The organism is Methylobacterium organophilum (assembly GCF_022533465.1).
Classification (GTDB): Bacteria; Pseudomonadota; Alphaproteobacteria; order Rhizobiales; family Beijerinckiaceae; genus Methylobacterium; species Methylobacterium organophilum.
Genome location: NZ_CP092848.1, coordinates 3,902,955 through 3,916,126, shown reverse-complemented (window position 1 = coordinate 3,916,126; position 13,172 = coordinate 3,902,955). Strand labels below are relative to the sequence as shown.

General features: G+C 61.7%; 14 protein-coding genes, 1 tRNA gene and 1 pseudogene. 9 read left to right on the top strand and 7 right to left on the bottom strand.

Annotation, left to right across the window (positions count from 1 at the left end):
- Positions 1 to 227: 227 nt before the first annotated feature.
- Positions 228 to 575, top strand: a pseudogene (locus tag MMB17_RS18465) (IS1595 family transposase); the annotation flags it as partial.
- Positions 576 to 1,186: 611 nt separating this feature from the next.
- On the opposite strand, the gene MMB17_RS18460 reads toward MMB17_RS18465, so the two are convergent.
- From MMB17_RS18460 to MMB17_RS18430, 7 genes are all read right to left on the bottom strand, one after another.
- Positions 1,187 to 1,426 carry a hypothetical protein gene (locus MMB17_RS18460; RefSeq protein WP_241099833.1) on the bottom strand — a complete coding sequence of 80 codons (240 nt, stop codon included), beginning with the start codon at positions 1,424 to 1,426 and terminating at the stop codon, positions 1,187 to 1,189.
- Between the two features lie 19 nt (positions 1,427 to 1,445).
- Positions 1,446 to 1,522: transfer RNA gene (locus MMB17_RS18455), tRNA-Met, on the bottom strand.
- A 248-nt stretch (positions 1,523 to 1,770) separates the two neighbouring features.
- Positions 1,771 to 2,475, bottom strand: coding sequence for a transcription termination/antitermination protein NusG (gene nusG / locus MMB17_RS18450; RefSeq protein WP_241099832.1), 705 nt, complete (start codon positions 2,473 to 2,475; stop codon positions 1,771 to 1,773).
- A gap of 20 nt (positions 2,476 to 2,495) precedes the next feature.
- On the bottom strand, positions 2,496 to 3,425 hold the full coding sequence (locus MMB17_RS18445; protein WP_241099831.1) for a DUF1376 domain-containing protein: 930 nt from the start codon (positions 3,423 to 3,425) through the stop codon (positions 2,496 to 2,498).
- Positions 3,425 to 4,834 (bottom strand): replicative DNA helicase, encoded by a 1,410-nt coding sequence (locus MMB17_RS18440; protein ID WP_241099830.1) that lies wholly within the window; start codon positions 4,832 to 4,834, stop codon positions 3,425 to 3,427. Before MMB17_RS18440 ends, MMB17_RS18445 begins: the two co-directional genes overlap by 1 nt.
- Positions 4,831 to 5,046 (bottom strand): hypothetical protein, encoded by a 216-nt coding sequence (locus MMB17_RS18435; RefSeq protein WP_241099829.1) that lies wholly within the window; start codon positions 5,044 to 5,046, stop codon positions 4,831 to 4,833. Before MMB17_RS18435 ends, MMB17_RS18440 begins: the two co-directional genes overlap by 4 nt.
- 161 nt (positions 5,047 to 5,207) lie before the next feature.
- Positions 5,208 to 5,582: a hypothetical protein gene (locus MMB17_RS18430; protein WP_241099828.1), complete on the bottom strand. Its 375-nt coding sequence runs from the start codon at positions 5,580 to 5,582 to the stop codon at positions 5,208 to 5,210.
- 110 nt (positions 5,583 to 5,692) lie between these two features.
- On the opposite strand from MMB17_RS18430, the gene MMB17_RS18425 reads away from it, so the two are divergent.
- The 8 genes from MMB17_RS18425 (at position 5,693) to MMB17_RS18390 (ending at position 13,152) form a co-directional block, all read left to right on the top strand.
- Complete coding sequence (locus tag MMB17_RS18425) at positions 5,693 to 5,884, top strand: hypothetical protein (RefSeq protein ID WP_241099827.1); 192 nt, start codon at positions 5,693 to 5,695, stop codon at positions 5,882 to 5,884.
- A 375-nt stretch (positions 5,885 to 6,259) separates the two neighbouring features.
- A complete protein-coding gene (locus MMB17_RS18420; protein ID WP_241099826.1) occupies positions 6,260 to 7,069 on the top strand; it encodes a helix-turn-helix domain-containing protein in 810 nt (269 codons plus the stop codon).
- A gap of 434 nt (positions 7,070 to 7,503) precedes the next feature.
- Complete coding sequence (locus tag MMB17_RS18415; RefSeq protein WP_241099825.1) at positions 7,504 to 9,996, top strand: hypothetical protein; 2,493 nt, start codon at positions 7,504 to 7,506, stop codon at positions 9,994 to 9,996.
- A complete protein-coding gene (locus tag MMB17_RS18410) occupies positions 9,993 to 10,232 on the top strand; it encodes a hypothetical protein (protein ID WP_241099824.1) in 240 nt (79 codons plus the stop codon). Before MMB17_RS18415 ends, MMB17_RS18410 begins: the two co-directional genes overlap by 4 nt.
- Complete coding sequence (locus MMB17_RS18405; protein WP_241099823.1) at positions 10,229 to 10,678, top strand: hypothetical protein; 450 nt, start codon at positions 10,229 to 10,231, stop codon at positions 10,676 to 10,678. Before MMB17_RS18410 ends, MMB17_RS18405 begins: the two co-directional genes overlap by 4 nt.
- A gap of 265 nt (positions 10,679 to 10,943) precedes the next feature.
- Positions 10,944 to 11,636 carry a hypothetical protein gene (locus tag MMB17_RS18400; RefSeq protein ID WP_241099822.1) on the top strand — a complete coding sequence of 231 codons (693 nt, stop codon included), beginning with the start codon at positions 10,944 to 10,946 and terminating at the stop codon, positions 11,634 to 11,636.
- Positions 11,633 to 12,616: a DUF6551 family protein gene (locus MMB17_RS18395; protein WP_241099821.1), complete on the top strand. Its 984-nt coding sequence runs from the start codon at positions 11,633 to 11,635 to the stop codon at positions 12,614 to 12,616. The genes MMB17_RS18400 and MMB17_RS18395 overlap by 4 nt, the downstream gene beginning before the upstream one ends.
- On the top strand, positions 12,613 to 13,152 hold the full coding sequence (locus MMB17_RS18390) for a hypothetical protein (protein ID WP_241099820.1): 540 nt from the start codon (positions 12,613 to 12,615) through the stop codon (positions 13,150 to 13,152). Before MMB17_RS18395 ends, MMB17_RS18390 begins: the two co-directional genes overlap by 4 nt.
- Positions 13,153 to 13,172 lie beyond the last annotated feature (20 nt).

The window sequence follows — 13,172 nt, the reverse complement described above, 5'->3', positions numbered from 1 at the left end:
CTGTTACCGGGTTTTCGAACCCTGGCGCTAGAAATCGATGGGGCCCCGTCCACCCGTATAGATTTCGACCTCTCCAGGGTCCCCGCCGATCAGGGGGGGGCGGCATGGGGCCTCTGACCACCTGCCGTTCGAGGTAGTCTATGATCTGCCTGCCTGTACTCGTTCCGCCCGGCGATGGGCCATTGGCCGGGTGGGTGCGTGCCAGTTCTTCCATTCTCGATGGAGGCTTCAAGTGCGCGGGTTGCGGCAAGCAGTACTCGGTAACGAGCGGCACCATCTTCGCCAGCCGCAAGCTGTCGTTCATGGACCTGTGCGGCGCAGTTGCGATCTTCGTGAACGCGGTCAAAGGGCTGTCGGCCCTGCAACTCGGCCGAGACCTGTCCGTGTCCTACAAGACGGCCTGGGTTCTCGCGCACAAGCTGCGCGAATCGCTTGGCGCCGAGATGAAGGGCTTTGGCCTTGCGGGCGAGGTCGAGATCGACGGCGCCTACTTTGGCGGCTCGGTACGGCCCGAGAACCGCAAGGAGGATCGCAAGGACCGCCGCCTCAAGGAGCACCAGACCGGCGAGCGCCGAACTACCGCAGATTTTGCGGTTGTTGGTCGCCAAGCTAACCCTTTGATCCCGCTCCGTTATGGGATTTCCCATATCGGCTTCAGTATCCCCAAGCCTGCGGCGGCCGGCCGCCAGAGGGTTTTGGTGCAACTTGCACCGAAACCGTCGCAACTTGCGACAGTTTAAGACCGGCCTCTACCGCCCGAAACTGGCTCAACTTGAGCCAGTTTATCGTCTGCATCCGTGGGTTCGTTCAGCCTGAGATCGCGGGCCGCTGCCCTTACTCCACCTTCCGGCCGACCGACACGGAATTTTGCGTCAGGTTGACGCGATATTTCTGCCTTCAGGATGGCCTCCATAGGGTTTTGTCGCAACTTGCGACAAAACCTCTGCATCCGTCAGCCTGATCCACTCGGCAACGTGCTCGGAGGGGGGCTCCTCAGATCGGGGGACACCCGCCCCGGGCCGTAGAGCGGCTGAGCTTCGCTTCTCAGAGATCGGGGTTTTGTCGAGCCTCGATGCGGAGCGGCCGGCGTCGAGTAGGTGATGTCTCCTCGACCTATTCCACCAGCGGATAGGTTTTCCCCGGTTTGGGGGAAAACTTCGGCCGGGTTGGCTCTAGTCGATCTTGATCAGAGGCGAGCCGGTGCGCCTTCGGGCGCGTCAGGTCGCTCCATCCAGTGCGTTGCCCGCCACCCCTTCGGCAAGCCGCTCCACGACGCGGAGCGGTTGCACATGCTGTCGCCACTGTCCCACCGGCAATCGGGATATCGCTCACCGACGAAGCGGTCTCCATCCGCAAGCCAGATCTTGGCCCAGAGATCCACCTTGCGATCTTTCGGAGCCGTCTCGATGGCGTTCCATGCGGGCATCGGCCAATCCTCGGTGAAGTGGTTGCGGCGGTCGGATTCGAACCGACGACCTCCAGGTTATGAGCCTAGCGAGCTACCGGGCTGCTCTACGCCGAACACATGGAACTTGGTGCCAGGAAGGAGGAGGCGTCCTAGATGCGCTGCTTACGCAGTGCCCTGGCTGATCTCCTTGCCGTGTCTGAAGCCATCCGGAACGACTAAGGAACGTATCGCATAAACAGTGCACTTGGAGGGTACTGTTTATGGGACCAGCCTCCGAAGCAGAGAAGCGGTGCAGCCCGTCTCCGTCGCGGCTCCACATCAATCCCATCAGGGAGAGTTAAGCGACGACATTTGCAGATATATTAGATCCTCTGCAAATCGGCAATCCCAAGCCTTACCGGGGTCGAGCGGCCGAAGATGCTAACACCTACCTTGACGAAGTCTCCGGGCAGGATTTCCTCGACGATGCCGGGAAAGCTCGCGAACGGCCCCTCCCGCACAATCACACTGTCACCAATCTTGATCCCGACCGGCTGCACGATCTCGTTCCTGGCTACGGCGTCGAGGAAGCGCTGTAGGCTTTTGGGGTCGAGACGCGCGGGCTTCATCACCATGCCGGGCACGTTGCCAATGGTCTCCGCCTCCGGTTCCGGCTGGCTGACAATCTCGGAGATGCCGGGCAGAGCCTGCACCTCCTCCAAATGGGCGCCGTCACGCACGCCGATGATCAGCGTCCGGATCAGCAGAGGTACGTGTCGGACCACACGTCGGCCACGGCGCACAACAATCAACGATGCTCGCGGTTGGAAGGCTGGAACGGCAAGGTTCTGCAATGACTCGTCTAGGGTCTTTCGACCCAACCTGCCGAGGTGCGGACCGGTACGGGCAAGATGCCAGCGCAGAGAGGCGTCGATGGCTACCCCCTCAGAGCCTCGGATCGGCTCAGAGGCGCCGGCCGCAAGTCCTGAGGAGAGGGATTGGCCGCCCGCCGCCCGCATCTCCGCCTTCCTCAGGGCCCGACGCTGCCGCCTGGCCCGCTCACGCTGCCTCTTTCCGGAGCGGCTCATGCCTCTGTTTCCTGCTCTTTTCAGCTTGCGGTTGCCCAGACGGTTCTGCCGGGCTGGATCGCGAATTCGTTCAGAATGGCTTGCGGAACTCGGGTTCTGGCATCGTCCGGCGGAGGCGTGCGCTGTGCGAGCAGCCATTGGCCTCCGGTCCGGCGCCATTGCTGGACATGGCGGCGCCAGTCCTCATCCGTGAGGTTGGCCAAGAACGAGGCGTGGTCTTGGGGCCGACCACTAGGCGGATCAGCATAGCCAGAGGGCGGTTCGAATCTGTCCTGGTTCAGCCATGTCGCAGCCTGTGCGACAAACTCGGTGCCGATCTTCCCGCCCTCGGCAAGCTGTGCTGCGTAGCGGCGCACGCCCTCCATGATCCTCGCTCGGGTCGCCCCTCGTCGGATTGCTCCGCCGTAAGCCTTCACGGCTGTCTTCCGAGGATTGTCCCCCGATCTCTTAGGATAGGCTGCCCAAAATTCGGCGAAGCCTTCTGGATCCGTCCCCTTGGGGACTATAGGGGTATCTTCTCTTCTCTTCTCTTTTAGGCTTCGATCATTATTAAGCGGCGCTTCGGTGTAGTCGTTGTTTTTCAAGGGCTTATCGGCGTCATTTTCTAGGTCAGCCGGAGTTTTCCGCTGCTGCCGCGAGATTTTTCCGCCTTTTCCCGCATTTTCCCGATTTTTTCGCACGGAATCGAGTTCACGGGCGGCCCGGTCATTGCTGATCCGGCCGTCTTCGAGGGTAAGCTTTCCGGACGCGACCAACTCGTCGAGGTGGCGCTGAAAAATCTTGAGAGTCTGGTTGCAGCGGCCGGCGAGACCTCGCGTGTTCAGCGTGATCGGGCCTTCGTTCAGCATGATGAGCTGCACGACGACGTGATAGACCCGATACGCGCCGTCGCTCAACGCCTCCGTCCCGTCCATCCAGGCCGGGATGTCGTGCTTGTAGAAGCCGACCATCAACGCGCCTCCGCGAGCACGTTACATGCAATGTCGCAGAAGCACTCGATGCGCCGGCACGGGCCCGAGCGCTGCTTCAGGATCTCAATTTCTAGGACGTGCTGCAGGCGAGCGAGGTTGTCGACCTCAGGATCCGTCAGGTTCGCCTTGTGCTCAAGGTAATAAGCCTCGCGGTACAGGCCGAGCACAACGTCAGCGTCCTGCTCAATGGATCCGGATTCGCGCAGGTCTGAGAGCTGCGGCCGCCTCTCCTGTCGCTTCTCAACTTCGCGGTTGAGCTGCGACAGTCCGAGAATCGGAGCCCCCAGTTCTTTCGCTAGTCCCTTCAGCCCGGTCGAGATCTCCGTCATTTCCTGAACGCGATTGCCGGCGTAACGCTTGGACGGACGCACGAGCCCGATGTGGTCCACGATGATTGCCGCCAGCGGTAGGCCTTGGCGCTCCGCTCGGAGCCGCATCTGACGCGCACGGGAGGCTATCTGCGCCAACGTGATGCCAGCCTGCGGCTCAATCCATAGCGGCAGCTTCTCCGAGAAGTCTCGCGCGTCCCGCAGGCGCCGAAGCGCGTCATCGGACAGGCTGCAGGCCTCTGCGATGGCGCGGTAGCTGATTTGATCAAACGCACGGGGATCGTAGGCCAGGGCAGCCAGAACCCGCTCCGCCAGCTCCTCCGCTTCCATTTCGAGGGAGAAGAAACCGACGACACCGGCGGTCCGGGCTGCGGCAAGCGCGAAATGCAGTGCGACCAGGGTCTTGCCCATACCGGGCCGGCCAGCGAGCACGATGAACTGCCCGGGCCCCATGCCCAAAGTAGCGGCATCGAGCGCCGGGACCCCGAAGGACACGCCGCGCCTGAACTTGCCCTGCCGGGCCTGCATCACACGGTCTAGCGCCTTAGTCGCGCTTTTTCCAAGCGTGACGCGCCGCGCGTGCTCCGCCAAGCCAGCGCTGGCGACGTCGTCCAATGCCTCGATCATGCCGGCGGCATAAGACGAGGGCGCGTGCACAGAACCGGACGTCATCGCCGCCACGGCTTCCTGTGCGGTGGCAAGCACCCTCCGCATCTGCGCGGCCTGAGCGATCAGGCGGGCATAGCCGGGCGCGCCGGAGACCGTGATCGCCTCGGCCACGAGGCGGGCGAGGTAACTGCCGACCGTGACGCCGCCGAGATCGGCATTGCCGAGGACCGACAGCATCAGCTTCCGGTCGATCGGTTCGCCGGCATCCCGGCGCGCGCACATGACGGCGAAGATGTGCTGATGCACCGGCTCCACAAAGTCTTCCGGCTGGACATGCTGGCGAGCGAGGTCGAGGGCGTCGTTGTTGATGATGACGGCACCGAGCAGCGATTGCTCTGAATCGATCGCCTGCGGCGGCAGGATCTCGCCGGTTGGGACCTTAATTGTCATGTCCGCTTCTCAAACCTTGCCGCGGCACCCTTGATCCAAGCCGTCTGTGCTGGGGTCTGGAACAGTTCGAGGAATGCGGACCAAGCCTTGGCCGCCTCGCGCCCATCCTCGATCCGCAGCGTCCGATCCGCTCGGGTCTTCGCTGCGACGAAGCGATCCCAAGCTTCTGCTTCACGCCGATCGCGTTCCGCTGCGAGATCCACGACGCTCATGGCGGCAACCTCTGAAGAGGGCATAAGAAGACGGCGGCGCGGTGCAGAAAGCATCGCGGCCTAAGTTCTGGATTGAGCTTTCGGGTAACCCGGAGGTTGCCGGCCCTCGTCAGCCGTTACCTCACGGAATCGGCGGCTCGCGATCGGAGCGCGGCGTGGCATCAGGCTGCTGTCCGGTCCAGGGCGCGATCAGCACCGCCAGCCACCCGGCGCTCTCCATCAGGGCCTGTGCGGTTTTCGAGCGCAGACGGAACGCGAAGGGCCTCTTGGCACGCCCGGAGCCGGGCGAGGTGGGCGCGATAGGCACTGTCCAATTCCTCTCGGGTACGCGCGTCGAGGGCCACCTGGCGAAGGCGGTCCATCTCTTCGGCCCGGATGATCCGAGCCTCGTTGTTCCAAATCCCGCGGATGCGACGATCGCCGATGCCGGTGACGAGGGCGACCCGTGCGAGCGCAGCCTTGACGTTCTCGCCGAGTCGCAGCGGGCCAGCGATGAGTTCGACAAGCGTGCGAGCTTCGGCCTGGGCGGTGGACATGACGATTGCCTGACGTTCGGGACGTCGTCCCGCGATCGTGGGTGAATATTCCGACACCTTGGGTCTCTCCTGTGGTGGATTGCTCCTCGACCGCAGGAGAAGACTTCCAGATGGCGACCCGGAACGTTGAACTAAGCCGCTTCGAGACTGTCGGCCGCGATGCTTTGGCGAGCGCGAGCGGGCAACAGAATCGGGCGGCTGTGAAGGCGAAACGCCAGGAGCACGGTCGCCAGGAGGAGCGGCACCATGCCCCTTGGGAGCGCGCGAACGCGCCAATGCGCAGCATGGTGATGCAGCGCTGAAGGGCTCACAACGGAGCGCCCTCGGGTGCGGCTGCCGGGCGCGGGGACACCAAGCTCGGCGAGGCCGACTTTCTTTTCGGTTGCATCTCAGGCGGCGTGACGCGCCCGCCGGTGATCTCGTGAATCCGCGCGGCAACGCGGATCGACGGACCCCGGGCCCGAAATCGTAGCTTCCGAACCGTGAGCGCTCCGATATCGCCGATCAGGTCGGCCATCGCAGCGTCTGTCAGCCCTTCCGCACGCATAAAGTCTTTAAGCAGCATGGCCGACGTAAGTACACGCTCAGGGTACGTTCTGCAACCCCTATGTGGGAGCGCGACGAGTACACCACTAGGGGAGCGACCTCTAACCCTTTGCGAGGTTATCCCTTTTCCCATGTCACATACCCTAAGAGAACTCCGCGAGCGGCGCGGCTGGACCCAGAGCGAGGCGGCCGACCGGATGGGCGTGTCGCGCAGCCACTACGTGAAACTGGAGCGTAACGAGCGCGGCCTGACGGCGCACACGATCGAGCTGGCGGCCAAGGCCTTCGGGGTGCCGATGTGGCAAGTCTTCGGCGAGGCCGGCTCTGTCTCGGACCCGGCGCTCGACATTAGTATCCGGGATCATGTCGGTCGCGTCCTGGCCAGCGCGGAAGCGCGGGGACAGGCCCGGCCGCCAAACGCGTCACCTGATTCGACCGTCATTGCCCTTCGAAACCGGCTCGTCCCAATTCCAGTTGTCGGAAAGGCGGAGGCCGGCGCGTTTCGTGAGGTAGACGAGCTTGAGGATACGGGCGAGGAGCCTGAACTGATTTTCGACGAGCCGGATCCAGACTTTCCTAAAGCCAAGCGTGTCGCCTTCACCGTCCAAGGGGATTCGATGAATGCCGCCGTCCCGCCGCTCCTCGACGGCTACCGGTTGATCTGCGTCGACTTCCAGGATGCCGATGTCCCGCTCAGCGACGGCATGACCGTGATCGTGCAGCGGACACGCGACGGCGGTCTCACCCGTGAGTGGTCGGTGAAGGAGGTCGAGATGGGGGAGACCGAGATCGCGTTCTGCCCGCGTTCAACGAATCCGCGACACAAGCCTATCGTTGTGCCGATCGATGCAGAACCGAACGACGAGACGAAGGTCGAGGTAATCGCCATTGCTAGGTCGGTCTCGGCGTCGATCCCTCGCTACCGCATCAAGCGTCCTTAATCCGCCTTCGAGAAAAATTCGTTGGGGGAATCCACGGCCGTAAATTGGACACCCGCCGCACTCGCAGGAACAATGTGGGAATGAGTTTGGGCGGGGAGAGGTGATGGAGGCCGTCGCGTGTTTCAGGCTCCACGTTCGGTGCGGGAACTGCAAGAGGGTGACTGCTCACAATCTGAGCGTCCCAAATGTTGAGGACGCACCTCGCGAAGTCGATGAATTGCTCGCCAGCGCCTTCCTGGAGCGGCAGCGCATGTCCTGTTCGCAGTGCCAATCCTACAAGGTGCAGCTCATGGGCGCGACACAGATCGGCCTCGACTCCTTCGCCCAATGTACCCTTTGAGGGGTTGACCTGTACACTTTTAGGGTACTAATCTCCCCTCCGTCATCTTGGGCGGAGCTTCCCTATGAGTGCATGTGCAGCCACACGAAACGATATGTCCGCGACGGTCCATTTTGGAACTGCGGAGCGTGACGGGGCCACTCTGTTCTATGCCAGCGGTAACCGCGGCAAGAGCGTAAAAGCGGACGGAAGCGGCGGTGTTCTGGCGCGGGGCTGGTATCGGCAGGCAGACGGTGCGGAGCCGGTAGAGGGCCCTTTCCCGACGAAGACCGCTGCGCGTCACGCGTCCAGTGAAACTTCGAGTAAGCGCCCGGCAGATAACGCAGGTGCCGAAATACTCGGTGATCCTGCCGCTGCAGCCCAGGCGCAGAAGGCGGCGGCTCCGCTCGGCTTCATCCGTACCGATATCCCTCACGGCGAGAAGAGCTATGGCCTGATCGTCAATAAGGACGGTGCCGGCCTCTTGGCTCCTCCGGGCAGCACCGTCATCGTCGAGCCGACTCCGCCGACCGGCGCGGGGCTAGCTGTGCTTTACCGCAACAACCGGCCAGAGATCTGGGACCTTACGCACAATTTCGTCCCCGGCATGTTCGATCTTTGCGTCGGGTCCGGTGTTTCCTCGTTGGTCGAGGCAATCGAACCATCGACGGGACGGCTCGGCCATATCGATGGCCGGACCGTAGAGCGTGCGCACAGAATCGTCGGGGTGCATATTCCGCTCGACGTTTTTGGTCTGCACCGACGTGCTCCGGAAAAGCTGAAGGTCATGGCCTCTTGCCCTGAGGATATGGGCGAGTTCGAGGTTCGTGACGCTTCTGCCTATCCCACGCTACGGGTTGGCGAGACCGCAATTTTCGATGCGACCGCTCGCGATCTTCGTGATGGTGGTCTGTACGTATTCGAGTGGTCGAACGGGTTTCGGTCCATCTCGCTCGCCCGATTTCGGCCGGCCGACCATTGCAATCCGGATTACTGGTTCGTCGATCCGATCAACCTTCCCGGTAGCGCTGATCTCGCCAAGCGCAGTGAAGCGAAGGCGCGCTCAGGTGGCATTCTTTTCTCCAGCGACGGCCCCTACTCCGCCACGCAACTACAGGCTCGGATTGTCGGCACAGTCATTGGTGTGCTGGTCCCTCATCACGACGCTGTCCGCGGGAACAACACCGCGCCAAATCGAAAAATCGAGCAGCGCTCTGAGGCTGAGCCTCCGGCTCCTGGGTCTCCGGAGGCAATGGCGGCGTGGCGCGCTGCCAATGCCGAATTCGACCATCGCACGCGCCTCCCCGATGCCACCTTGGAGCGCCTACGCCTAGGCGATGTATGGTTGTGGACCACAGAAATGGTCCTTGGTGCCCTGGCCGGAGACTATTCAACCGCTGCGTCGAATGACATGGCCGTGGCTATGGAGGCGACGCCTGACTCCGATCTGCATGAGCTTCTCATTTTGACGAAAGAGCGTGATCTGCGGTTTCAGGAGGCGCTACGGGACACTCGGGTCAACGAATTCTTTGCGCTCGCATATCCTGATCGAGATGACGATGCCGACGAGAACGAGGGGCGCACAGACCCTGCTTTTGCGGCCATCGAAATACATAAAAAGGCCTACGCGGCGTGGCTTCCGCACTTTCGAACCGTGTCGAATCTCCTCATCACGGATCCCGCCTACACCGTAGCCGTAAACGAGGCTCAGGCACCTGAGCGCATCGAATCGGATGCCTTCGAAAATTTGTGCCTGACGATCCCTACCACATCCGCAGGGATCATCGCTCTCGCTGATTATCTGCCGGGCGCGGTGGCTCGCAACGGGGTGGTGCAGCACGACAATGACGCACTGGTAGCGCTGTCGACCATGTGCAGTGCCGTGAAGCAACATTTTGGCGGCGATATCCGCATCGAAATGGCGGACGCATATTATGACAACACATTGAAGATACTTGGGGCCATTAAAGACCATGAGCGTGCAAGGGAAGCCGAAAATATCGCCTGTGCTCGTTATGATGCAGGACTAGATCTTGACGGAGAACCGATTTCTGGGGAACAACAAAATGTATCTGATTTGGTTTGGTCTGATGCTATAAATCAGGCTAACGAAGCATGGCGGAAACTTTTTACTGTTCGCCCTCTTTGCCTTCACGAGTTGTGGCTATTCATTGATTATATTGGTAGGCAGTATCAAAATTATACTGGCATGACGGATGCACCTGACATCTGGGGTGCATTGCGCAGTTCTGTCGAATCTATTCGGACGGCATCCGAAGTTCCTGCGGCTCGGGGATACGACCTATCCAAATTCTCGGTGTTTGAACTGTCGAGTCTGTACGGGATATCCCGTCAACAGCAACGCGCTTTGGAAGGTTTTGGTCAAACGAGATCTGGTAAAAATCTTTCTGCGCTCGTTAAAGCGGAAGAGGATCGGTTCTCGTTCCTCGCCGACGACGTCATAAGAGAGATGAGCCGGCGCCAGCCAGCAGACGCGGACGAGCGCGATATCATCCTCTGCGACCGTCTCCGCCACGAGTTGGACTGCGAATATCGTCTCGACGCTGATTTGATGAGCGAGATCTCCGCGACGTGGGGGGCGAAATGAGCAACGTCGTCTCCCTTATTTCTCAGCGGCCCGTCAACCGGGCCGCCCTCCGCCGCCGCATTGAGATGTCCATTGAGCAGGCTCTCGATGCCGCCGCCCGCCTCATCGCCTACCTCGACGATCTGGACGGGGAAGCGGAGGCTGAGGACGACGGCACCGCTGAGCCGGCGATGGCAGCCATGGTCGCTGCCGACGCTCAGATCCGCTGGGCCGGCTACGAGGGAGGGGCCGCATGAGCACCTCTGCCCCGGCCGAGGCTCAGGTCCGCGGAGTCAACCTTATTCTCCTCTCCGGCGGCGGCGAGATCCATCTCGACGACATCGTGACCGCCGAAGAGGGACAGCGCGTCCTCGATGATATCGACGGGGCTATCCTCAATATCGAGGATCAGCTTGGCTTCGACAACGGCAGCCGAGACCCGTTCTGGCGCAAGCGTGCTGAGTCGGCGCTGAAGAAGAAGCGCCGCCAGAGGCCGGCAGTGCAGAAGCGTATTGCCGAGTTGCGCCGGGCAGAAAGGCGCATCGCTTGGCCCGATCCTTCTACTCTAATGATGGACGGTAAGCGGAAGGCCTTCGTCAAAGCCGCGGGAGATCTGCTGTCGCCGGAAGTGATCACAGAGATTTGGGCGCATGCCGCCGAACTCAACCCGTCCTTGTTTCAAAACGGAAGGGAAGGCGAATGAGACGTTCAGGCTACGTGGATGCTCTCGGCCGAACTTGGACTGCAAAAAGCCTCGATGCGCTTCTGGCTGATCCCGCGGTTCGCCTTACTGTCGAGCAGGGTGCCCAGATCGGCATGTTCAACCCTGGCACCCGCATGTCCCCCGGCGCCGTCTTCGCATGGGCCCGGGACCGTTACACGAGAGAGGAGCCTGCCGCCCTCCTGCTGTTGCTAGTCGCGCGGTTCTTCGACCGCGGCGGCAAACCAGGCTTGGGGAGGATCGAGGCGTGACGGACCCGATCTTCGCCGCCATCGCTGCCGTTGATCTCGCGCGTGGCACGCACTTGGCTGCTCTCGACGACCTGGACGAGAGCAGCGCCGCCCAGATGGGCCGCGCGAACGCCGCCGCCGACGCCGAAAGGACGGCATTCCAGCAAATCGCAGAGGTCATGCCGACCACGCTGCGGGGGCTCCATGCCTTGGTCGAACGCTACGCTGCGGAGGCAGAAAGGGACGAATGCCTGCCTTCTGGCGGCCTCTATATGCGTCACGTCGCCAAGGCAGTGCTCGCCTGCGAATCAAAAGGCTGTTTTTCAGCATGCTGTGAGCAAAAATCCCCGACAGATGAGAGACTTGGTCGGGCAAATCGAAATGCTCCTTGGGAGCGTCCGAAGCGCATCCCCGACATCGTCGATATTGTCGCTGGCTGGCGCAGCCTCACGCCCCAGATGCGAGAGCGCATCGGCGTCATGGTCGTCGACATGGTGCTGCAGGGCTTCATCTCGGGCGAAGCCTACATCGCTAGCGGCCAGCCCGAGGATCTGGCGGTGCTTGATGAGGAGATCCGCGGCAACGCCAAATGCGCCGAGGACGAACTGCTGACGACCCTGACGCAGGTCGTGGAGGCTGCGCTACCGGACCTCTTCGGAGCGCCTGATTGCAACCCCCTATGGTGCGACAATCCAGGAGCGCGGCCATGAGGAGACGTGTCGTAGCGCTGGACATGCCGGACGCGCAACCCGGCCATCCTCCAACCGCCAAGCCCGAGCTGACGTGGATCGCGCCTGGCGAGTTGCTGATCGATGAAGGGTATCAGCGCGACCTTTCCCAGGCCTCCCTCAAGCTCATTCGGCGCATCGTCGAGGGCTGGGACTGGCGTCGGTTCAAGCCCCCAGTGGTGGCATGGACGGAAGAAGGCCTTGAGGTGATCGACGGGCAACACACTGCCATCGCCGCAGAAACCCACCCGGGCATCGAAACTATTCCCGTCATCGTCGTTGACGCCGTGGCGCAGATAGATCGCGCTCAGGCCTTCATCGGCCACAACCGGGATCGGGTGGCGATCACGGCCCCCCAAATGCACGTCGCCGCCGCCGCAGCGGGCGACGCCGATGCGCTTGAGGTCAACCGGATCTGTCTGGCAGCGGGCGTCGAGCTGCTCAGGCTGCCGCCTGCCCGAGCGGTCTACCGTCCCCGTACAACCATCGCCCTGAGCGCGGTGAAGGCGCTCGTCCGTAGCGAGGATGAGAGCGATGCCACTTGGGTATTGCAGACCCTGGCGGATGCGGATCTAGCCCCGATCTCCGCCTCGCATATTCGCGCGCTACAGCACCTCATTACCAATGAGGATTTCAGCCCGATCGACCGCGCTGCTGCGGCCCGTGCAATCCAGGCGCATCCGATCAAGATCGCTATGAAGGAAGCCAAAGAGCACGCTTCCATTCACACCGTCCCAGTTTGGCGTGGTCTCGCTGCTGTCTGGTTTCGCGCCATGAAGAAGCAGTCCAAATCCGTCTCGCGTGGATTGGACGCTTCCTCTGCGACAGACAAAGTCATTGATGTACCAAAGTGGGTTCCAAAATTCCTCATTGAAGAATACTGTGATATTGCAATACTAGAAGACGAAGAAAGCGCCGCATCCAAGATTCGCAAGAAAAAACAAGAGGTTAGTGCAACATGATCCCGCCTGATGTCGTCGAGAAGCTGCAGAAGCAAATCTTGCTGTTGACAAGCAATCATGACGGCGAGGTGGTCGCGGCAGCGCACGCTATTGAGCGCACGCTGAAGGCTGCCAACCTTGACATGCATGCGTTGGCAGCCAGCATTCGCTCAAGATCGCCGGTGCGGAATGAGGTTTGGCGCAACGCGGCATATGCCACGCCTGGGTTCAACTACGCGAACGTGTTCTGGCAGGCGACGCAAAATGGCCTGCATCCCACGCACCCAGACGCCTCAAGCCCGCGCTTCGGCCTATGTCTATATACCACCGAGCGCGTCGAAACTTGGCGCGAGGTCGGTCGTCACTGCCTCGAACTGAATCGCAAGATCCCGAAGCGGTACGGCGGGCGGTTCTTGCGCGAGTTCGAGATCAAGCTGCTGGAGCAGATCAAGAAGGGCGGCCTGTGGCCGACGAACACTCAAGTAGCTTGGCTGGAGCGTGTCGTGGCTCAGTGCCACCAAGTACGTGATGCTCAGCGTCGGGCGGGTGCCGAATGAGCGAACGCGACCTCGCGGCT

What these genes read in the sequence shown, in the direction of transcription:
- MMB17_RS18460 (WP_241099833.1), bottom strand. Translation starts at nt 1,426, where the DNA reads ATGCCCGCATGGAACGCCATCGAGACGGCTCCGAAAGATCGCAAGGTG.
- nusG (WP_241099832.1), bottom strand. Translation starts at nt 2,475, where the DNA reads ATGAGCCGCTCCGGAAAGAGGCAGCGTGAGCGGGCCAGGCGGCAGCGT.
- MMB17_RS18445 (WP_241099831.1), bottom strand. Translation starts at nt 3,425, where the DNA reads ATGGTCGGCTTCTACAAGCACGACATCCCGGCCTGGATGGACGGGACG.
- MMB17_RS18440 (WP_241099830.1), bottom strand. Translation starts at nt 4,834, where the DNA reads ATGACAATTAAGGTCCCAACCGGCGAGATCCTGCCGCCGCAGGCGATC.
- MMB17_RS18435 (WP_241099829.1), bottom strand. Translation starts at nt 5,046, where the DNA reads ATGAGCGTCGTGGATCTCGCAGCGGAACGCGATCGGCGTGAAGCAGAA.
- MMB17_RS18430 (WP_241099828.1), bottom strand. Translation starts at nt 5,582, where the DNA reads ATGTCCACCGCCCAGGCCGAAGCTCGCACGCTTGTCGAACTCATCGCT.
- MMB17_RS18425 (WP_241099827.1), top strand. Translation starts at nt 5,693, where the DNA reads ATGGCGACCCGGAACGTTGAACTAAGCCGCTTCGAGACTGTCGGCCGC.
- MMB17_RS18420 (WP_241099826.1), top strand. Translation starts at nt 6,260, where the DNA reads ATGTCACATACCCTAAGAGAACTCCGCGAGCGGCGCGGCTGGACCCAG.
- MMB17_RS18415 (WP_241099825.1), top strand. Translation starts at nt 7,504, where the DNA reads ATGTCCGCGACGGTCCATTTTGGAACTGCGGAGCGTGACGGGGCCACT.
- MMB17_RS18410 (WP_241099824.1), top strand. Translation starts at nt 9,993, where the DNA reads ATGAGCAACGTCGTCTCCCTTATTTCTCAGCGGCCCGTCAACCGGGCC.
- MMB17_RS18405 (WP_241099823.1), top strand. Translation starts at nt 10,229, where the DNA reads ATGAGCACCTCTGCCCCGGCCGAGGCTCAGGTCCGCGGAGTCAACCTT.
- MMB17_RS18395 (WP_241099821.1), top strand. Translation starts at nt 11,633, where the DNA reads ATGAGGAGACGTGTCGTAGCGCTGGACATGCCGGACGCGCAACCCGGC.
- MMB17_RS18390 (WP_241099820.1), top strand. Translation starts at nt 12,613, where the DNA reads ATGATCCCGCCTGATGTCGTCGAGAAGCTGCAGAAGCAAATCTTGCTG.